Raw genomic sequence first — 14,558 nt, 5'->3', positions numbered from 1 at the left:
GGTGTCGGCGGAGGCGGCGGGGGCCGCGGCGATGCCGGCCAGCAGGGAACCGGCCAGGGCCGCTCCGGCGAGAAGGGCGCGCGTGGTGCTCATCGTCATGCTCCTGTGCGGGTGGTGGAGGGGTTGTGCCGTTCGGACACCACGGACACTAGAAACAGTCGACGCTTCCTTCTGCGCAGGAATGCACACTCGCGGCCGAAGGTGCACTATTACGGATTTAAGACCTTCCGTAGTCGATGGTCCCGTGCAACCCCTCTGCGCGATGTGCCGGCAGGGCCCTGCGCCGCCCCCCGCCCTCGGAGGGGCCGCGACACCACCGGGTGCCGCATCACCCGGATCGAGGAACGGCGTGGGCCTGCCTTCCGCCTCGACAAGTCCCCGGAACCACCTGGCCGGGCCTAACCTGCGGGACGCCGTCCTGGGGATGGACCCGGAATTTCCGGCACACCCGAAGACCCGAACTCAGTACACCGTTTCAGTTTCCCCAGCCAAGGAGCCAGACCTGGCCGTCGGCGCCGTAGCGGTTCTTCTGCCACGGGTATATCCGGGCGGAGCACACGCCCGTGAAACGGTTGTAGGCCGCGCAGAAACGCCATCTGTCGGTGACGTCCCAGGCGCTCCAGCCGACCCCGTAGGCCTGGATGTTCTGGCAGCCCTCGTAGATGTAGGTGGGAAGGCTCGTGCTCCCGGTGCAGCCGGCCGAGGTGTACGTGACCTGGAAGCCGTCGCCGCACCAGGTGTGGTCGGCGCTTCCCTGGAGAGCGGGGTATCCGTATGTCGTCGTGAGATACCAGCAGCCCGTCGCGAGATCGGCGGAACCGGCGGTTCCCGTCCGCTTCGCGGGAGTAAGAAGATTGTTGGTGAATTTGTCCTGGGATGTGTCGATAATACGGGGAACCGTTTCCTTCTGGCGGGACATGTCGATGTATTCATCGAGCCCCTGTTCCCGGATCTCGGCTGCCGTCAGGGCGCGTACGGTGGGCCTGGGGGGCGGTGCCACCTCCCCGGGCTGAGGTGCGGGTTCCCACGACCGGGGGGTGACCTCCCAGGGCTGGGGCGCGGCTTCCGCGGGCTGGGGTGCGGGCGGGTTGTCCGGAATGCCCGGCGGCACGGGAGAGAAGGCCCCGAGGCTCAGGACGGCCGCCACCGCGAAGGCGCAGTTGACCGTGACTCGGGCGAATCGTCGCTTCAATGGCATACGGCATGCTCCTTTTATCAAAAAAGCGCGCCGTGGACGGAGTTCGTCGATATCTCCGTCGGCGGCGCGATCTTGATGGCGTGAAAAATATATACGCCCTCCTTTGAGAGGGGATCGAATTCCGTTTCCGGCAGGGTAAACGAAAATTTCCTCGCCCTGTCATCGGAAGGTGTTGAGCGTCTTCTCCGGTCCGCGAGGCCGGTCTGCGGGATGGTCTCCGGGACGGTTTCCAGGTGATCTAGTCTGTTCGCCGTCAACCGCACCTCCGTCCCGCGGCCCGCGCGCCACGGGCCGGAGAGCGTGCCGAGACCTCGCCCACACGACGGAGCGAACGGAACGAATGTGGACCTTCTAACGACTCTGACGCTCGTGATCGGTGTGCTGGTCCTGGTGACCGCGTTCACGGTGGCCGCGCGGCGCCTGCTCGACCTGCGGTTCGGGATCGTCCGCACGCTGCTGGCCGGAACGTTCGTGCTTCTGATCGCCGGGCCGCTCATGAAGGCGTTCGCGGGGACGGTGGCCCCGGACGATCCCGGTGTCACCCCGATCTGGTTCTTCATCCTCGCCGTGGTCAGCGCCCTGCTCGCCGGGATGGTACCCCTGGTGATCGCCGAGGCCCTGATACCGTCCGGATCGCTGCCGGGACCGCTGGAACTGGCGGGAAGGCTGCGCCGTCACCTGATCCGTTCGCGCCGCTACCTCCGGATCACGCGAATCCTCGTACGACACGGTCTCGGACCGTACCTGCGCGGCCGGGACCCCGACCTCGGCGCGCCCTCCAGCAGGGCCCGGCTGGCCAGGTCGCTGCGTGAGGCCCTCGACGACGGCGGGGTCACGTTCGTGAAACTGGGCCAGATCCTGTCCACCCGGAGCGACCTGCTGGCGGTGGAGTTCGTCGAGGAGCTGCGCCTGCTGCAGGACGGCGCGGCCTCGGCGCCGTGGACGGAGATCGAGCCGGTGCTCGTGGCCGAGCTGGGCGGGCCCGTGGAGGAGACGTTCGCCGATTTCGACCGCGAACCGCTCGCCGCCGCCTCGATCGCGCAGGTCTACCGCGCCAGGCTGCGGACGGGCGAGGAGGTGGTGGTCAAGGTCCAGCGCCCGGGAATCGCCACCGTGGTCGAGCAGGATCTCGACATCATCGACCGCCTCGCCCGCTCGCTCGAACGACGTACCCGCTGGGGGCGCGCGTTCGGCGTCGCCGCCCTGTCCAGAGGATTCGCCGACGCGCTGCGGGAGGAACTCGACTTCCGGATCGAGGCCGGGAACATGGCCGCCGTGGCGGCCGTCTCCGCGGGCGAGCCGGTGCACGTGCCGGTGCCGTACCCGAAGCAGTCCGGACGGCGGGTGCTCGTCATGGAATGGCTGGACGGCACCCCGCTGGGGTCCGCCGCGCCCGGCGGGCAGGCCGGGCAGGAACTCGCCAGGACCCTGCTCGACACGTTGCTGCGCCAGATCATGCTGCACGGGGTGTTCCACGCCGATCCGCACCCGGGCAACCTCATGCTCCTCGCCGACGGGCGCCTGGCGCTGCTCGACTTCGGCTCGGTGGGGCGGCTCGACGGCTCGCTGCGCGACTCGCTGGGGCGCCTGCTCGGCGCGATGGACCGGGGGGACCCGCTCGGGGTGAGCGACGCCCTGCTGGAGGTGGTGCCGCGGCCGGACGAGATCGACGAGCGCGAGCTGGAACGCGAGCTCGGCCGGTTCATGGCCCGGCACCTGCTCGCCGGTACCGCCCCGGACGCGCGGATGTTCGGCCGGCTCTTCCGGATCGTCTCCTCGCACGGCCTGTCCCTCCCGCCCGAGGTGGCCGCGGTGTTCCGGGCCCTGGCGACGATCGAGGGCACGCTCGCCCGGCTCGCCCCCGGGTTCGACATCGTCACCGAGGCACGCGCGTTCTCGCTCCGTCACCTCACCGAACGCCCCGACCACCGGCGGGTACGGGACGAGGTCACCCGGGAGGTGCTCGGCCTGCTTCCCATGGTGCGCCGCCTGCCCCGCCGGATCGAGCGGATCGCCGACGCGGCCGAGCACGGCCGCTTCAGCCTGAACGTGCGCCTCTTCTCCGACGAGCGCGACCGGCGGCACGTCACCGGGATGCTCCACCAGGTGCTGCTCACCGTGCTGGCGGCCACCACGGGTCTCATGGCCGCGCTGCTGCTCGGGGCCGACACCGGCCCGCGCGTCACCCCTGGGGTCGGGCTGCACCAGCTCGTCGGCTACAACCTCCTGCTCGTCAGCGCCATCCTGGGGTTGCGGGTACTGGTGGTCATCTTCCGAAGGAACGGGTGAACGACCTGCCGCTTCTCGCGATCGTTGGAACCGGTGGGGGAATCGGAGTAGGAAGGGACCTATGACCACCGAGCAGACGTTCGTCATCGTCGGAGCGGGCCTGGCGGGTGCCAAGGCGGCGGAGTCCCTGCGCGACGAGGGCTTCGAGGGCGGGATCACGCTGATCGGCGCCGAGACCGAGCCCCCCTACGAGAGACCTCCGCTCTCCAAGAGCTATCTGCTCGGCAAGGAGGAGAAGGCGAAGCTCTATGTCCACGACGAGGGCTGGTACGCCGGAAACTCCGTGGAGCGGCTGCTCGGGCGCCGCGCGACGGACCTCGACCGGGCCACGCGCCACGTGGAACTCGACGACGGGCGGCGCGTCCGGTACGACAAGCTGCTGCTCGTCCCCGGCTCCTCCCCGCGCCGCCTCGACGTACCCGGCGCCGACCTGGACGGCGTGCACTACCTGCGCAGCCTCGGCGACTCGGAGCGGCTGCGCGAGGCCGTCCGCGGCGGCGGCAGGAGGGTGGTCGTCGTCGGCGCGGGCTGGATCGGGCTGGAGACCGCCGCGGCCGCCAGGGAGTACGGCTGCGAGGTGACCGTCGTCGAGCCGAGGGCGGTGCCGCTGCACGCCGCGCTCGGCCCCGAGCTGGGTGCCTTCTTCGCCGACGTGCACCGGCGCCACGGCGTCGACGTACGGCTCGGCCGCGAGGTGACCGGGATCCTCGGCCCCGGGCACGTCCGCGCGGTCGCCACCCACGACGGCGAGGAGATCCCGGCCGACATCGTGATCGTCGGCGTCGGAGTGAGCCCCAACACCGAACTCGCCGAGCGGGCGGGCCTGGCCGTGGACAACGGGATCCTCGTCGACGAGTCCCTCCGCACCGCCGACCCCGACGTCTACGCCGCCGGTGACGTGGCCAACGCGTTCAACCCCCTGTACGGCACCCGCATCCGCGTCGAGCACTGGGCCAACGCCCTCAACGGGGGAGCGGCCGCGGCCAAGGCCATGCTCGGCCGGAAGGTGGTCTACGACAGGCCGCCGTACTTCTTCACCGACCAGTACGACGTCGGCATGGAGTTCTCCGGCTGGTTCGCGCCCGGGGGGTACGACTCCGTGGTCATCCGGGGAGACCTGGAGTCGGAGGCCTTCCACGCCTTCTGGCTCTCCGGCGGACGTGTCGTGGCGGGCATGCACGTCAACCAGTGGGACGAGGGCATCTCACCGGCGCAGGAGCTGATCCGCGGCGGCGCGACCGTCGCCCCGGACCGGCTCACCGACCTCTCCGTACCGCTGGCCGACCTCGCGAAGAGCTGACCCGCTCCCGCCGTCCCCTCGCTCTCGCCCCTCCGCGGGAAGCCGCTTCCTCCGCGGGAAGCCGGTCCCCTCCCGGCTTCCCGCTCTCACCCCTCCCATGAACCGGAGCGGCTACCACGCCCGTCCACGGGTAAAAAGCCCTTGGGGGAGGGTGGCGAGACGAAGGCGAGGAGACTGGCATGACCGACACGGCCCCCACCGGCAAGTTGACCATAGAGACACACGGCCGCCGGGAGGCGCTCGCGCTGGCCGGGACGATCTGCGATCTCTACGAGGCGGTGTTCTCGCTGCCCCCGTTCGACGGGAACGCCGCGGAGTTCGCCAACCAGCGCTCCTATTTCCCCCGGCTGGTCGACCGGCCGGGCTTCCGGCTGACCACCGCGCGGTCCGGGGCGGAGTTCGTCGGGTTCGGGTACGGACACCTGCTGCCGGCCGACACCCGCTGGTGGAGCTCGCTGGCCGACCCGGTCGGCGAGGAGTTCGCGGCCGAGACCGGGAGCAGGACGTTCGTCGTCGTCGACTACGGGGTGCTGCCCGACTGGCGAGGCGCCGGAATCGGGCACCGGATCCACGACGAGCTGCTGTCGGGATCCGGGGCCGAGCGGGCCACGCTCTCGGTGCAGCCCAAGGCCGCGCGGACCCGGGAGGTCTACCGGAGGTGGGGATGGCGGAAGGTGTCCGAAAAGCTGATGGACCCGCCGATCCCCGCCCCGGTCTTCGAGATCCTGGTGCTTGAGGAGATGCCCGGGGCGCGCTGATCGACCGCGGCGGGCCGCGAGGCCGTCAGGCGATGAGCTGGAAGGTGTGCAGCTTCTCGTCCAGGGCGGCGACCTGGCGGGTCCTCGCCCACGGATTCAGCGCCTCGCGGACCTCCACCACCGAGCGGGCCAGCCGCGGCGAGGTGTTCTTGCAGGTGAGGCGGGCGGCCTCGCCGATCTGCTCGCACGCCTCGTCGATGGCGCGCAGCCGCAGGTGCCCGCGCGCCAGATCCAGGCGGCTGAACGCCATGTTGCGGACGAACGCCGGATCGATCCGGGCCAGGGACCGCGCGGCCATCTCGACGGCGGTCTGGGCGTCGCCCATGTCCAGCAGGCACTTGGTCCTGGTCGACAGATACTGCCCGTCGCCGTAGAAGTAGAGAAGCTTGGCCCCCACGTCGCCCTCGCCCGCGTGGCCCAGCTCGCGGCGGGCCTGGTCGAGGCTGGTCATGCACCGGGCGTGGTCCTTGTGACGGTCGTTCTTGGCCGAGCGGCGCAACACCGCCGAGTAGGCGCGGGCCCCCACGTCGCACGCGTACGACACCAGCAGCTTGCTGTTGGCGCGATGCCCCCAGGCCAGCGCCCCCAGCGCGTGCTCGACGCCCTGGCGGGGGTCACCCCGCCAGGTCGCCAGCTGTGACCAGTTGGCCAGGACGAAGCTGTTCATCGCGTCGTCGTCGGCCTGGTGCGCGGCCACCTTGGCCTGCTCGTAGTAGTGGTTCGCCCCGTTGAAGTCGTTGAGGTTGAACAGCACCCAGGCGGTGAACCGGCAGATGTTGGCCAGCAGCGACAGCAACCGCTCGCGCACCTCGTCGTTCGACGCGGACGGGATGAGCGACCGCACCAGGTGGTGCTGGGCGAGCACGGTCCCCAGCACCGCCTGGGGGCCGAGGGTGTCCTCCTGCCGCATGCAGTGGTGCAGCACCGCGTCGATGTGGTCGACGGTGGCCTCGTCCACCCGGGACGGTTCTGCGGCGATCAGGGCGAGCCGGTCGAGCTCGTCGTCGTTGAGCCGGGCCAGCAGCGGAGAGGCCGCCGCCGCGGCGGCTGCGGCCCTGATCAGGGCCAGGACGTCGCGCCGTTTCATGGTCGCCGCCCACTGGGCGAGCGCCCGCACCAGGGCGTCGTACTCCTCGTCGCGCGAGGTTCCGAACGGCACGGGTCCCGTGGGCAGGGTGGGCAGGGCGGCCAGCACTCCCCGGATGTCCTCGGGGCCGAGACTGCCCGCCGCCCCGGCCGCCACCAGCGCACGCCCCCGGGACCGGACGGCCGGTGTGTTGTGCTCGTCGGCATCGCGGTGGTCTTCACCGTCGACCAGGTCGGCGGTGCGGCACTGGTAGATGCGGGCCAGCCGGTTGAGCCCGGCGATCGGCGGCTCGTTGCCGGTGGGGCCGGGCCACGCTTCCCACGACCCGAGTTTTCGGGTCGTCAGTGGCTCGTTCGGCCAGTACTCGTTCCATAGATGGCAGACCTTGGCTTGTGTCAGGCGATGCGCCTCACGGAAGCCCTGGCGGGAGTTCAGGCGCCAGCGTCGCTTGAACTCAGCGGCGACCTCGGCCCACGTGAAACCACGCTCGCGAAGCTCAGCGCTGAAGGCGTCCATCTGCTGCTTGACGCTGCGCGGTGCACGTGGCATCGGCTCGGCCCCTCCCGGCGGGTTCTCCGGCGGCGATTCTTCGGGCTGAACGTTACTGGCCGCTCACGTTCGGTGACGGTCGAGTGCAGAAACCGGCGATCAGATCACCGCTCTCTGCAATGCCGTCGCTCTGAGGCTCGATGTGACCTCTGAGAGTGACGAACAGACTCGGTGTCGTCGCCTGTTTCCAGCACGCTCCGTACAGCAGGGTTGAGACAACGCCGGAGCCGTCGGATTCGTGTGGTCTCAGCGCTCGGGCGGGGGCGTCCCCATTCTGCGCCGGGGACGCGCGACCGAACCTTCGTTGAACTTCCCTGGAGCCATCAATGACCGTGCTCCCCGTCGAACGGCCGGGACCGATGCACTCACCGTTTCACCCTGATCCGGACACCGCCGACCACCTGCCCCTGGACGCGAACGAGCTGTGGCTGGCGGCGCAGCCGGCCGCGGCCTCCCAGGCGCGCGACTTCACGCGCGCACGACTGCTGGCGTGGGGCCTGGAAGAACTGTCCGACCTCTGTGTCCTGGTCGTCTCCGAGATGACCACCAACGCCATCAAGGCCACCGCCACCCCGCCCGTCCCGTACGGCTACACCTGCCCGTCCGCCTCCGGCGGCCACCCGCACACCGTCGCCTGCCCGTCCGCCTGCGCTCGCGCGCGGACCGCCGACCCGGACCCGATCCTCCTGCGGCTCCGTCTCACCACCGCGGGCCTGTTCGCGGAGGTCTGGGACAGCTGCGACGGCTCGCCCGAGGTCACCGACGCCGGGGAGGACGACGAGAGCGGCCGGGGCCTGCGGCTCGTCGGCATGTGCACCGACGAGTGGGGCCACTACCGGTCACCGAACGGGGGAAAGGTCGTCTTCGGCCGCTGGGTCCTGCCGTCCGCCTGGCACATTCCGAACGTGCTGCCCCCGCGGCCGTACGCGTACTCCCGGGCTCACGCGACGCGAGGGTGATCCCTCACCCGCGCGGAGTGTACGCGGGGCACGCCGTCCGGTCCACGTCCGTGTCCGGCCACCGGCGGCGCAGCGCCTGTGCCGCCCTGCGGGCCCATCCGGCCAGGTGGGGCAGGGCGCGGTGGTTCTCGGCGGCCCACGCCGCGGCGTCCAGGGTGAAGACCAGCTGGAGCCGGCTGTTCTCGCCCGGCACCCGGGCGTCGAGCGTCGGGAACCGGGTGAGGCGGCGGGCGGCCCAGGTCAGGCACGCCGCGGCCAGGCCGAAGCCGAACAGGCGGTCGTCGTCCGCCTCCGGTACGCCCCGGGCCAGCGCGCGGCGGTAACCGGCCTCCAGGCCGGTCGCGACCGGGTCGGACACCGTCAGCCACGCCGGGCCCGGCACGTACAGGCACACGGCCGAGGTCAGGGTGTGCCGGTAGCCGGCGAACTCGAAGTCGATGAGCCGCCCGTCGCCGTCCGCCGTGAGGAAGTTGTTCGCCTCGGCGTCCCCGTTGGTCAACGCCAGGAAAGGGCCCGGATCGGCGAGTTCCGCCAGTACCCGCGCCAGTTCGGTCTCGGCCCGGCTCGGCAGCGCGACCCCGAACCCCGCGGCGTGCTCCACGGCCCGCCGCCACGCGTCGGTGTCCGAGCACGCGAGGTCGACAACCACGGCCGGTCGTCTCGCGAGGTAGAGCTCCGCGTGCCCGGCCGTGGCCGCGCCCAGCTCGCCCAGCGCCCGCGCGAAGGCCGCCAGTCCCGCCGGTGGGGGCACCGCGCCGTCGCGGCGCAGCACCCGGTCCAGCGGCGTGCGGGGAGCGAGGTCCTCCAGGACCAGGAGCGACGCCGCCATGTCGTCGGCCAGCACCCTGGGGGCGAGGTCGAGCCCGAGGTCCTCGGAGAGGAAGCGCAGCGCGGCCCGCTCGGTCACCACCTGTCTCGCGTCCGTGCGTGATCTGGACGGATGGACGCGCAGCCACTTCACGATCACCGACGCGGGCGGCCCCGGGTTCGGCCCGGCCGGGCGCGCGGATGGTTCGTGATCCGGCCCGGCCGGGTGCGTGGGCGGCCCGGCCTCCGGCCTGGCCGCGTACGCGGGCGTCTCGGCCTCCGGTCCGGCCAGGTGTGCGCGCAGGACCGCCCACGGGGCCAGGTGCTCCACGCGGTCCAGCACCACCGGCGCGCCGAACGCCTTCGTCAGCAGCGCCTCCAGGCCGGACCGATCGGGCAGCGGAAAGCTCGGCGCGGGAGGACCCGCGGGGGGCGTCGGCATCCTGGCAGGGTGCCAGCCGGGGGCGCGGCCTTCAACCGGTTTCCCGCCCCGGCCGGTTCGGGGTGCCGAGGCCGGCGTCGTGCCCTCGACGGGTTTCGTCTTTCACCGGCCGACGCCGACGTCTCAGGCTCCGAATTCGGCGGCCGGGATCGGGACGACCACGTGGATGGCCAGATTGTCGCCGGTGCCGGTGCCGGTGTCCGTCCCGATCCCCGTGTCGCCGTCATCACCGCGGAGGGTGTAGCGGTAGTACCCCTCCGCTCGCGTGACGCCCTCGGCATCGAGATACTCCCAGCGCACCTTGACGTCGACGAGCCGTTCGGTGATCCGGGTCGTCTCGCCGATCGTCGGGCGTATCTCGGTGAGCCCCTGGGCCCGGTAGCGTTCGGCGGCTCCGGCGAAGGCGTTCTTCACGTCGGACGCCTCTGCGACGGCCTGCGCGCTCTCGTCGCCGAGGATCAGGGAGGGATACCCGTAACAGGCGGCGATACCGTCGAGGTCTCCCGCGGTGAGAGCGTCGGCGTACCGGAAGAGGAAGGCTTTGATCTCCATGGCTCGACCCTAGGCTGGAGTGACCGACACGCCCGTGTCGGTCATGGCGAGAGGATTCCCCGATGCCGGCGGCGCGGAACCACTCCGCCGAGTCGATGGACCAGCATCTGGTCCTGCGCCGGGTGGAACGCCAGCACGCGCTCATCGAGGCACTACGGGCCCGTGCCCCGCGTGCCACCACGGGTCACCTGCTCGCCGAGCGGCTCGGCGTGGCCGTACGCACGATCGAACGTGACATCGCCCGGCTACGGGACGCCGGTGTGCCCATCACCGTGCGGTCCGGACCCGGCGGTGGCTACCGTCTTGACACGTCCTCCAGCCTCGCCCCGCTGTCCCTCACCCCCGGCGAGGCCGCCGCGCTGGTGGTCGCCCTGGCCGCCGTCGGCCCGTACGCCTCCGCCAGCGCCCGCTCCGCGATGGACAAACTCCTCGCGGCACTCCGCGCCGCCGAAACGCCCTAGGTGACGACGTGTTTTCCGAGCCGCCGACCCGTGGGTTTTCCCGGCCGGGCCGGACCAGGGTTTTCCCGTCCGGCGCACGATGGGCAGAATGCCGGGATGGATGCGATCCTGCGGGCCGCGAGCGAAGTGGTGGGCGTCGAGCTGTCCGATCCGGTGGACCTCGGAGGCAGTCCGCGTAGCGTCGTCCTGCGCTGCCGGACGGCTTCGGGCGGCAGTGTCGTCGTCAAGAAGTACGGCACCGACTCCGAGGGCCTGCGCGCCTTCACCGGGGAGGCGGCCGGGCTCTCGCTGGGGCTGGCCGGTCCCGGGCTGCTGGGTGTGGACGACTCGGTCCCGCTGCTGGTGATGGAGGACCTCGGGACGGCGCCGACCCTGGCGGACGTGCTGCTCGGCGACGATCCGCGGGCCGCCCTGGACGGCCTGTCGGCCTGGGCGCGCGGGCTCGGGCGGCTGTCCGCCGCGTCGGTGCACCGGCGCGCCGATCTGACCTCCCTGTCGGCCCGGTACGGCAGGGGCGTGCCGTCCTGGGACGAGGAGCCGTGGACCGTACGGTACGCGGCCGGGTTCCCCTCGGCGCTCGCCGGGATCGGGGTCGAGGCGCCGCCGGAGCTGGCGGGTGAGCTGGAGCGGATCGCGGCGACGGGAGCGGACGAGTATCTCGCCTTCACCCCCGGTGACACCTGCCCGGACAACAACCTGCTCACCCCGGGCGGCCTGCGGCTGCTCGACTTCGAGTCGGCCTGCTACCAGCCGGTCTTCATGACGGCCGCGTACTGCCGGATGCCCTTCGCCACCTGCTGGTGCGTCTTCACACTGCCCGCCGGCCTGGCGGAGAAGATCGAGGACACCTACCGCGCGGAGGTCGTCGAGGCGTACCCGGAGCTGGTCGAGGACGGGATCTGGCAGCCCGCGATCCGGCGGGCGGTCGCGCTCTGGACGGTGTATCTGACGACCGAGCTGATCCCGCGCATGGCGAAGGACGCGCCGACGCACAGGGTCCGGCGTCCGGTCCCGACGCTGTGGCAGTTGCTGAGACACCGCTGGGAGACGGCGAGCACCCTGGAGGAGTTCCCGGCCTTCGCGGAGACGATGCGGCTGCTGCTCCGGGACGTGGCCGGCGGCTGGGACGTTCCTCCGCTGCCGGGCTATCCCGCGTTCGGCGTTTGAGGACCCGGCGGGGACCGTTCGGCGTTTGAGGGCCTCGTGGGGACCGGAGCAGAGGGAACGGCAGGACACGGCAGGACACGGCCGGTCGCGGTCGTATCGGCTCGCCCCGGCCGTCCGCGGACCTGAGGCGCCAAACCAGTCGTATCGCAAATATCAGAGATTTGCGTTATCTCAGTTATATGGGTAATGTCGGCGATATGGACTATGAGGCCGAGCTTGCCTACGCCGACGAGGTCGGCCGCCATTTCGCGCGGCAGAACGGCCTGCCTCCGATGACCGGCCGGGTGGCCGGATGGCTTCTCATCTGCGACCCGCCGCAGCAGACCATCGCCGAGCTCGGCGAGGCGCTGCGGGCCAGCCGCACCGCCGTCAGCGGCGCGGTCTCCATGCTCGAGGAGTGGTCCTGGATCCAGCGCTCACGCGCCGCCGGTGAACGCGTGGACCGCGTCAGTATCCACCCCGCGATCTGGCTGAGGATGGTCGACAAACCCTCGGAGTACGTCTCGCTCGGCGCGCTCGCGCACCGGGGCCTCAAGGTGCTGGACGAGGCGCCCCCGGCCCGCCGGGCGCGTCTCCTCGAGGGGGCCGCCTTCGCCGAGTTCCTCGTCGAGCGGATGCCGGCGCTCGCGGCCGAGTGGCGCGAGCGCCGCGACGCCCTGCGCGCCTCCGGCGCACTGCCCGACGACGCCGGAACGAGCCGGCCCTAGCCCGACGTCACCGGACCGCCCACGAGGGCGGTCCCCCTCAGCCCGAAACGACCCGAAGCCACGAGGCCGTCCCGTGAGGACGTTCCTCCCCTTCGGCGAAGCCGCCAGGCCCGCTCCCGAGGGTGGGTCCTCCCTTCGTCGAGATCCGTCAAGCCGTCCCCGAGGGCGGCTCCCCCCTTCCGGCCGGTGCTTCGACGGCACCGGCGTTGTCCGCATGCCCCGGCTCGCGTTCCTGCCCGATCGGCGGACGCCTCGCCCGGCGTCCGGCGCCATCAGAACCGAGGAGATCTCCCATGACTTTCGACTCCGCCCGCTGGCAGGCCCGGCTCGACGAGCTTCGCGCCGCCCACCACGTGCCGGGGGCGTCGCTCGCCGTGCTGGTCGACGGGAACGTCCACGAACTGGCGAGTGGTGTGTTGCACCGGGCGACCGGGGTGGAGGTGACGACCGACTCGGTGTTCTTGTCCGGTTCGCTCGCCAAGGTCTACACCGCGACTCTGGTGATGCAGCTGGTCGACTCCGGTGAGCTGGAACTCGACACGCCCGTGGTGAGCGTGCTGCCGGAGTTCGCCACCCCGGATCCGGAGGCCACGAAGACGATCACGATCCGTCGGCTGCTCAGTCACACCGGCGGGCTGACCTGCGACTTCACCTACGACTCCGGCCGTGGCGACGACTGCCTGGCCAGGTACGTCGAGGCCGCCAGGGAAGTGGCGCCGGACTGCTCACCCGGGACGGCGCTGTCGTACAGCAGCGTCGGGTACGCCGTGCTGGGCCGTGTCGTCGAGGTGCTGACCGGCCTGACCTGGGACCGGGCGCTGAAGGAGCGGCTCCTCGCCCCGCTCGGGCTGGAGCACTCGATGACGCTGCCCGAGGAGGCGCTGCGGTTCCGCGTGGCCATGAGTCACCTGGGGGAGCCGGGCGCCGACCCCGACCCGGCCCCGGCCTGGGACCTGATGCCGCGCTCCGCCGGGCCGTACGGCAGGGTCATCGTCTCCGCGGGCGACGTCGCCCGGTTCGCGCGGGCACACCTGGACGGCGGCGTCGCCCCCGACGGCACCCGGGTCCTGTCCGCCGGCGCCGCCGCGGAGATGCGGCGGCGCGTGGTCGACAGCCCGGACAAGTGGACCGTCAGCGCCGACGGCTGGGGCCTGGGCTGGACCCTGTACGACTGGGACGGCGTCCCCGGCTTCGGTCACGACGGCGCCGCGATCGGCCAGTACTCCTACCTGCGCGTCGTCCCGCACGCGGGAGTGGCCGTCGTCCTGCTGGCCAACGGCGGCGGCACCGGCGGGCTGTACGCCGACCTGTTCCGGGAACTGCTGGGCGAGCTGGCCGGGGTGCGGATGCCGGACGCCTTCGGACCGGCGGCGAACCCGCCCGCGGTGGACATGACGCGGCTGGTGGGCACCTACCGGCGCGAGGGCGTCGTCACCACCGTCACCCAGGACGACGACGGCGCGCACATCCGGTACGAGTTCGTCGACGGCATGAAGGACTTCTCCCCGCCCCTGGAGATGGACCTGGTGCCGGTGTCGGAGACGGTGTTCGCCGCCTCCGGCGGTCCCTCCTTCGGAGGGGAGCACATTCCGGTGGTCTTCTCCACCCTGACCGACGGCACCGAATGCGTGTACATCGGCATGCGCGTAACCCCCAAGGTCGCCTGAACCCCGGCCCGGCGCCGTCGCCCGTGTGCTTCCCGGATCAGGTCGCGAATATCAGCCAGAGGTTCCAGCCGCCACCGGAGGCCAGGCATTCGTAGTCGTCGGCCCCGCCGGGATTGTGCGGCCACAGGTATTCCTCGCCCACGGCGACGCACTGGCCGTGGGTCTGGTAATGGTCGTGATACTGCCAGTAGTCCATCGCGCTGATGCTCGTGTAATCGGTGCCCTGACCAGCTGACGCGGCCGCCGCCACACCGCCGGTGAGCGCGAGGGCGGCTACCGCGAAAAGCCCCGCCGACAGCACGCGTGTACGAATTCCCATGGAAAGACCCCTCCGAAGTACGATCATCGCCGTCCCTCATTGAATGAAAGGTTCACGCCTCTCGCAAGAGGGCGGCGAAGGAGGCCCGAAAGGGGTAACGGGTTCTTTTGACAATTGAGCCGCAGCGTGCGACGGAATGGAACGATCCGTTTCCGGCTCGTCGAGAACGCCACGACGCGACCGGATTCCAGGAATGGCATGAAACTTTCCTCGCCGACCGCAAGACGCCCGAGCCGTGGAGGTCGCGGCGAGACCGGAACGAAGCACCTCCCGCGCGCGGGGGCGGTTCGCTCGCC

General features: G+C 71.3%; 14 protein-coding genes. 8 read left to right on the top strand and 6 right to left on the bottom strand.

Annotated features, from left to right (window positions below):
• Positions 1-475: 475 nt before the first annotated feature.
• Positions 476-1,198 (bottom strand): hypothetical protein, encoded by a 723-nt coding sequence (locus ACTOQ3_RS40520; RefSeq protein WP_440089150.1) that lies wholly within the window; start codon positions 1,196-1,198, stop codon positions 476-478.
• A 17-nt stretch (positions 1,199-1,215) separates the two neighbouring features.
• On the bottom strand, positions 1,216-1,455 hold the full coding sequence (locus ACTOQ3_RS40515; protein ID WP_440089149.1) for a hypothetical protein: 240 nt from the start codon (positions 1,453-1,455) through the stop codon (positions 1,216-1,218).
• Between the two features lie 112 nt (positions 1,456-1,567).
• Between ACTOQ3_RS40515 and ACTOQ3_RS40510 the strand changes: the two genes are divergently transcribed.
• From ACTOQ3_RS40510 to ACTOQ3_RS40500, 3 genes are all read left to right on the top strand, one after another.
• On the top strand, positions 1,568-3,487 hold the full coding sequence (locus ACTOQ3_RS40510) for an ABC1 kinase family protein (protein WP_440089148.1): 1,920 nt from the start codon (positions 1,568-1,570) through the stop codon (positions 3,485-3,487).
• A gap of 61 nt (positions 3,488-3,548) precedes the next feature.
• Positions 3,549-4,787, top strand: coding sequence for an NAD(P)/FAD-dependent oxidoreductase (locus tag ACTOQ3_RS40505; protein ID WP_440089147.1), 1,239 nt, complete (start codon positions 3,549-3,551; stop codon positions 4,785-4,787).
• A 179-nt stretch (positions 4,788-4,966) separates the two neighbouring features.
• Positions 4,967-5,545 carry a GNAT family N-acetyltransferase gene (locus ACTOQ3_RS40500; protein WP_440089146.1) on the top strand — a complete coding sequence of 193 codons (579 nt, stop codon included), beginning with the start codon at positions 4,967-4,969 and terminating at the stop codon, positions 5,543-5,545.
• 25 nt (positions 5,546-5,570) lie between these two features.
• Here ACTOQ3_RS40500 and ACTOQ3_RS40495 read toward each other — a convergent pair whose 3' ends face one another.
• Positions 5,571-7,181, bottom strand: coding sequence for a hypothetical protein (locus ACTOQ3_RS40495; RefSeq protein WP_440089144.1), 1,611 nt, complete (start codon positions 7,179-7,181; stop codon positions 5,571-5,573).
• A gap of 326 nt (positions 7,182-7,507) precedes the next feature.
• Between ACTOQ3_RS40495 and ACTOQ3_RS40490 the strand changes: the two genes are divergently transcribed.
• The gene (locus tag ACTOQ3_RS40490) at positions 7,508-8,140 is read left to right on the top strand and encodes an ATP-binding protein (RefSeq protein ID WP_440089143.1); all 633 of its coding nucleotides are present in this window, start codon (positions 7,508-7,510) and stop codon (positions 8,138-8,140) included.
• 4 nt (positions 8,141-8,144) lie between these two features.
• On the opposite strand, the gene ACTOQ3_RS40485 is transcribed toward ACTOQ3_RS40490, so the two are convergent.
• Positions 8,145-9,389, bottom strand: coding sequence for a hypothetical protein (locus ACTOQ3_RS40485; protein ID WP_440089141.1), 1,245 nt, complete (start codon positions 9,387-9,389; stop codon positions 8,145-8,147).
• A gap of 123 nt (positions 9,390-9,512) precedes the next feature.
• A complete protein-coding gene (locus tag ACTOQ3_RS40480) occupies positions 9,513-9,941 on the bottom strand; it encodes a hypothetical protein (protein ID WP_440089139.1) in 429 nt (142 codons plus the stop codon).
• Positions 9,942-10,003: 62 nt separating this feature from the next.
• On the opposite strand from ACTOQ3_RS40480, the gene ACTOQ3_RS40475 reads away from it, so the two are divergent.
• The 4 genes from ACTOQ3_RS40475 to ACTOQ3_RS40460 all read left to right on the top strand — a co-directional run bounded on the left by ACTOQ3_RS40475 (position 10,004) and on the right by ACTOQ3_RS40460 (position 13,943).
• Positions 10,004-10,402 carry a helix-turn-helix transcriptional regulator gene (locus ACTOQ3_RS40475; protein ID WP_362847128.1) on the top strand — a complete coding sequence of 133 codons (399 nt, stop codon included), beginning with the start codon at positions 10,004-10,006 and terminating at the stop codon, positions 10,400-10,402.
• A gap of 96 nt (positions 10,403-10,498) precedes the next feature.
• Positions 10,499-11,569, top strand: coding sequence for a hypothetical protein (locus tag ACTOQ3_RS40470; protein WP_440089138.1), 1,071 nt, complete (start codon positions 10,499-10,501; stop codon positions 11,567-11,569).
• Between the two features lie 197 nt (positions 11,570-11,766).
• Positions 11,767-12,276, top strand: coding sequence for a GbsR/MarR family transcriptional regulator (locus ACTOQ3_RS40465; protein ID WP_440089136.1), 510 nt, complete (start codon positions 11,767-11,769; stop codon positions 12,274-12,276).
• Between the two features lie 293 nt (positions 12,277-12,569).
• Positions 12,570-13,943 (top strand): serine hydrolase domain-containing protein, encoded by a 1,374-nt coding sequence (locus tag ACTOQ3_RS40460; RefSeq protein ID WP_440089134.1) that lies wholly within the window; start codon positions 12,570-12,572, stop codon positions 13,941-13,943.
• Positions 13,944-13,980: 37 nt separating this feature from the next.
• On the opposite strand, the gene ACTOQ3_RS40455 is transcribed toward ACTOQ3_RS40460, so the two are convergent.
• Positions 13,981-14,262: a hypothetical protein gene (locus ACTOQ3_RS40455; protein ID WP_440089133.1), complete on the bottom strand. Its 282-nt coding sequence runs from the start codon at positions 14,260-14,262 to the stop codon at positions 13,981-13,983.
• Positions 14,263-14,558 lie beyond the last annotated feature (296 nt).

Source organism: Streptosporangium sp. LJ11 (genome assembly GCF_051918945.1).
Lineage (GTDB): Bacteria > Actinomycetota > Actinomycetes > Streptosporangiales > Streptosporangiaceae > Streptosporangium.
Note: the sequence above shows the minus strand (reverse complement) of the source record. Positions and strands in the feature narration are given on the sequence as shown.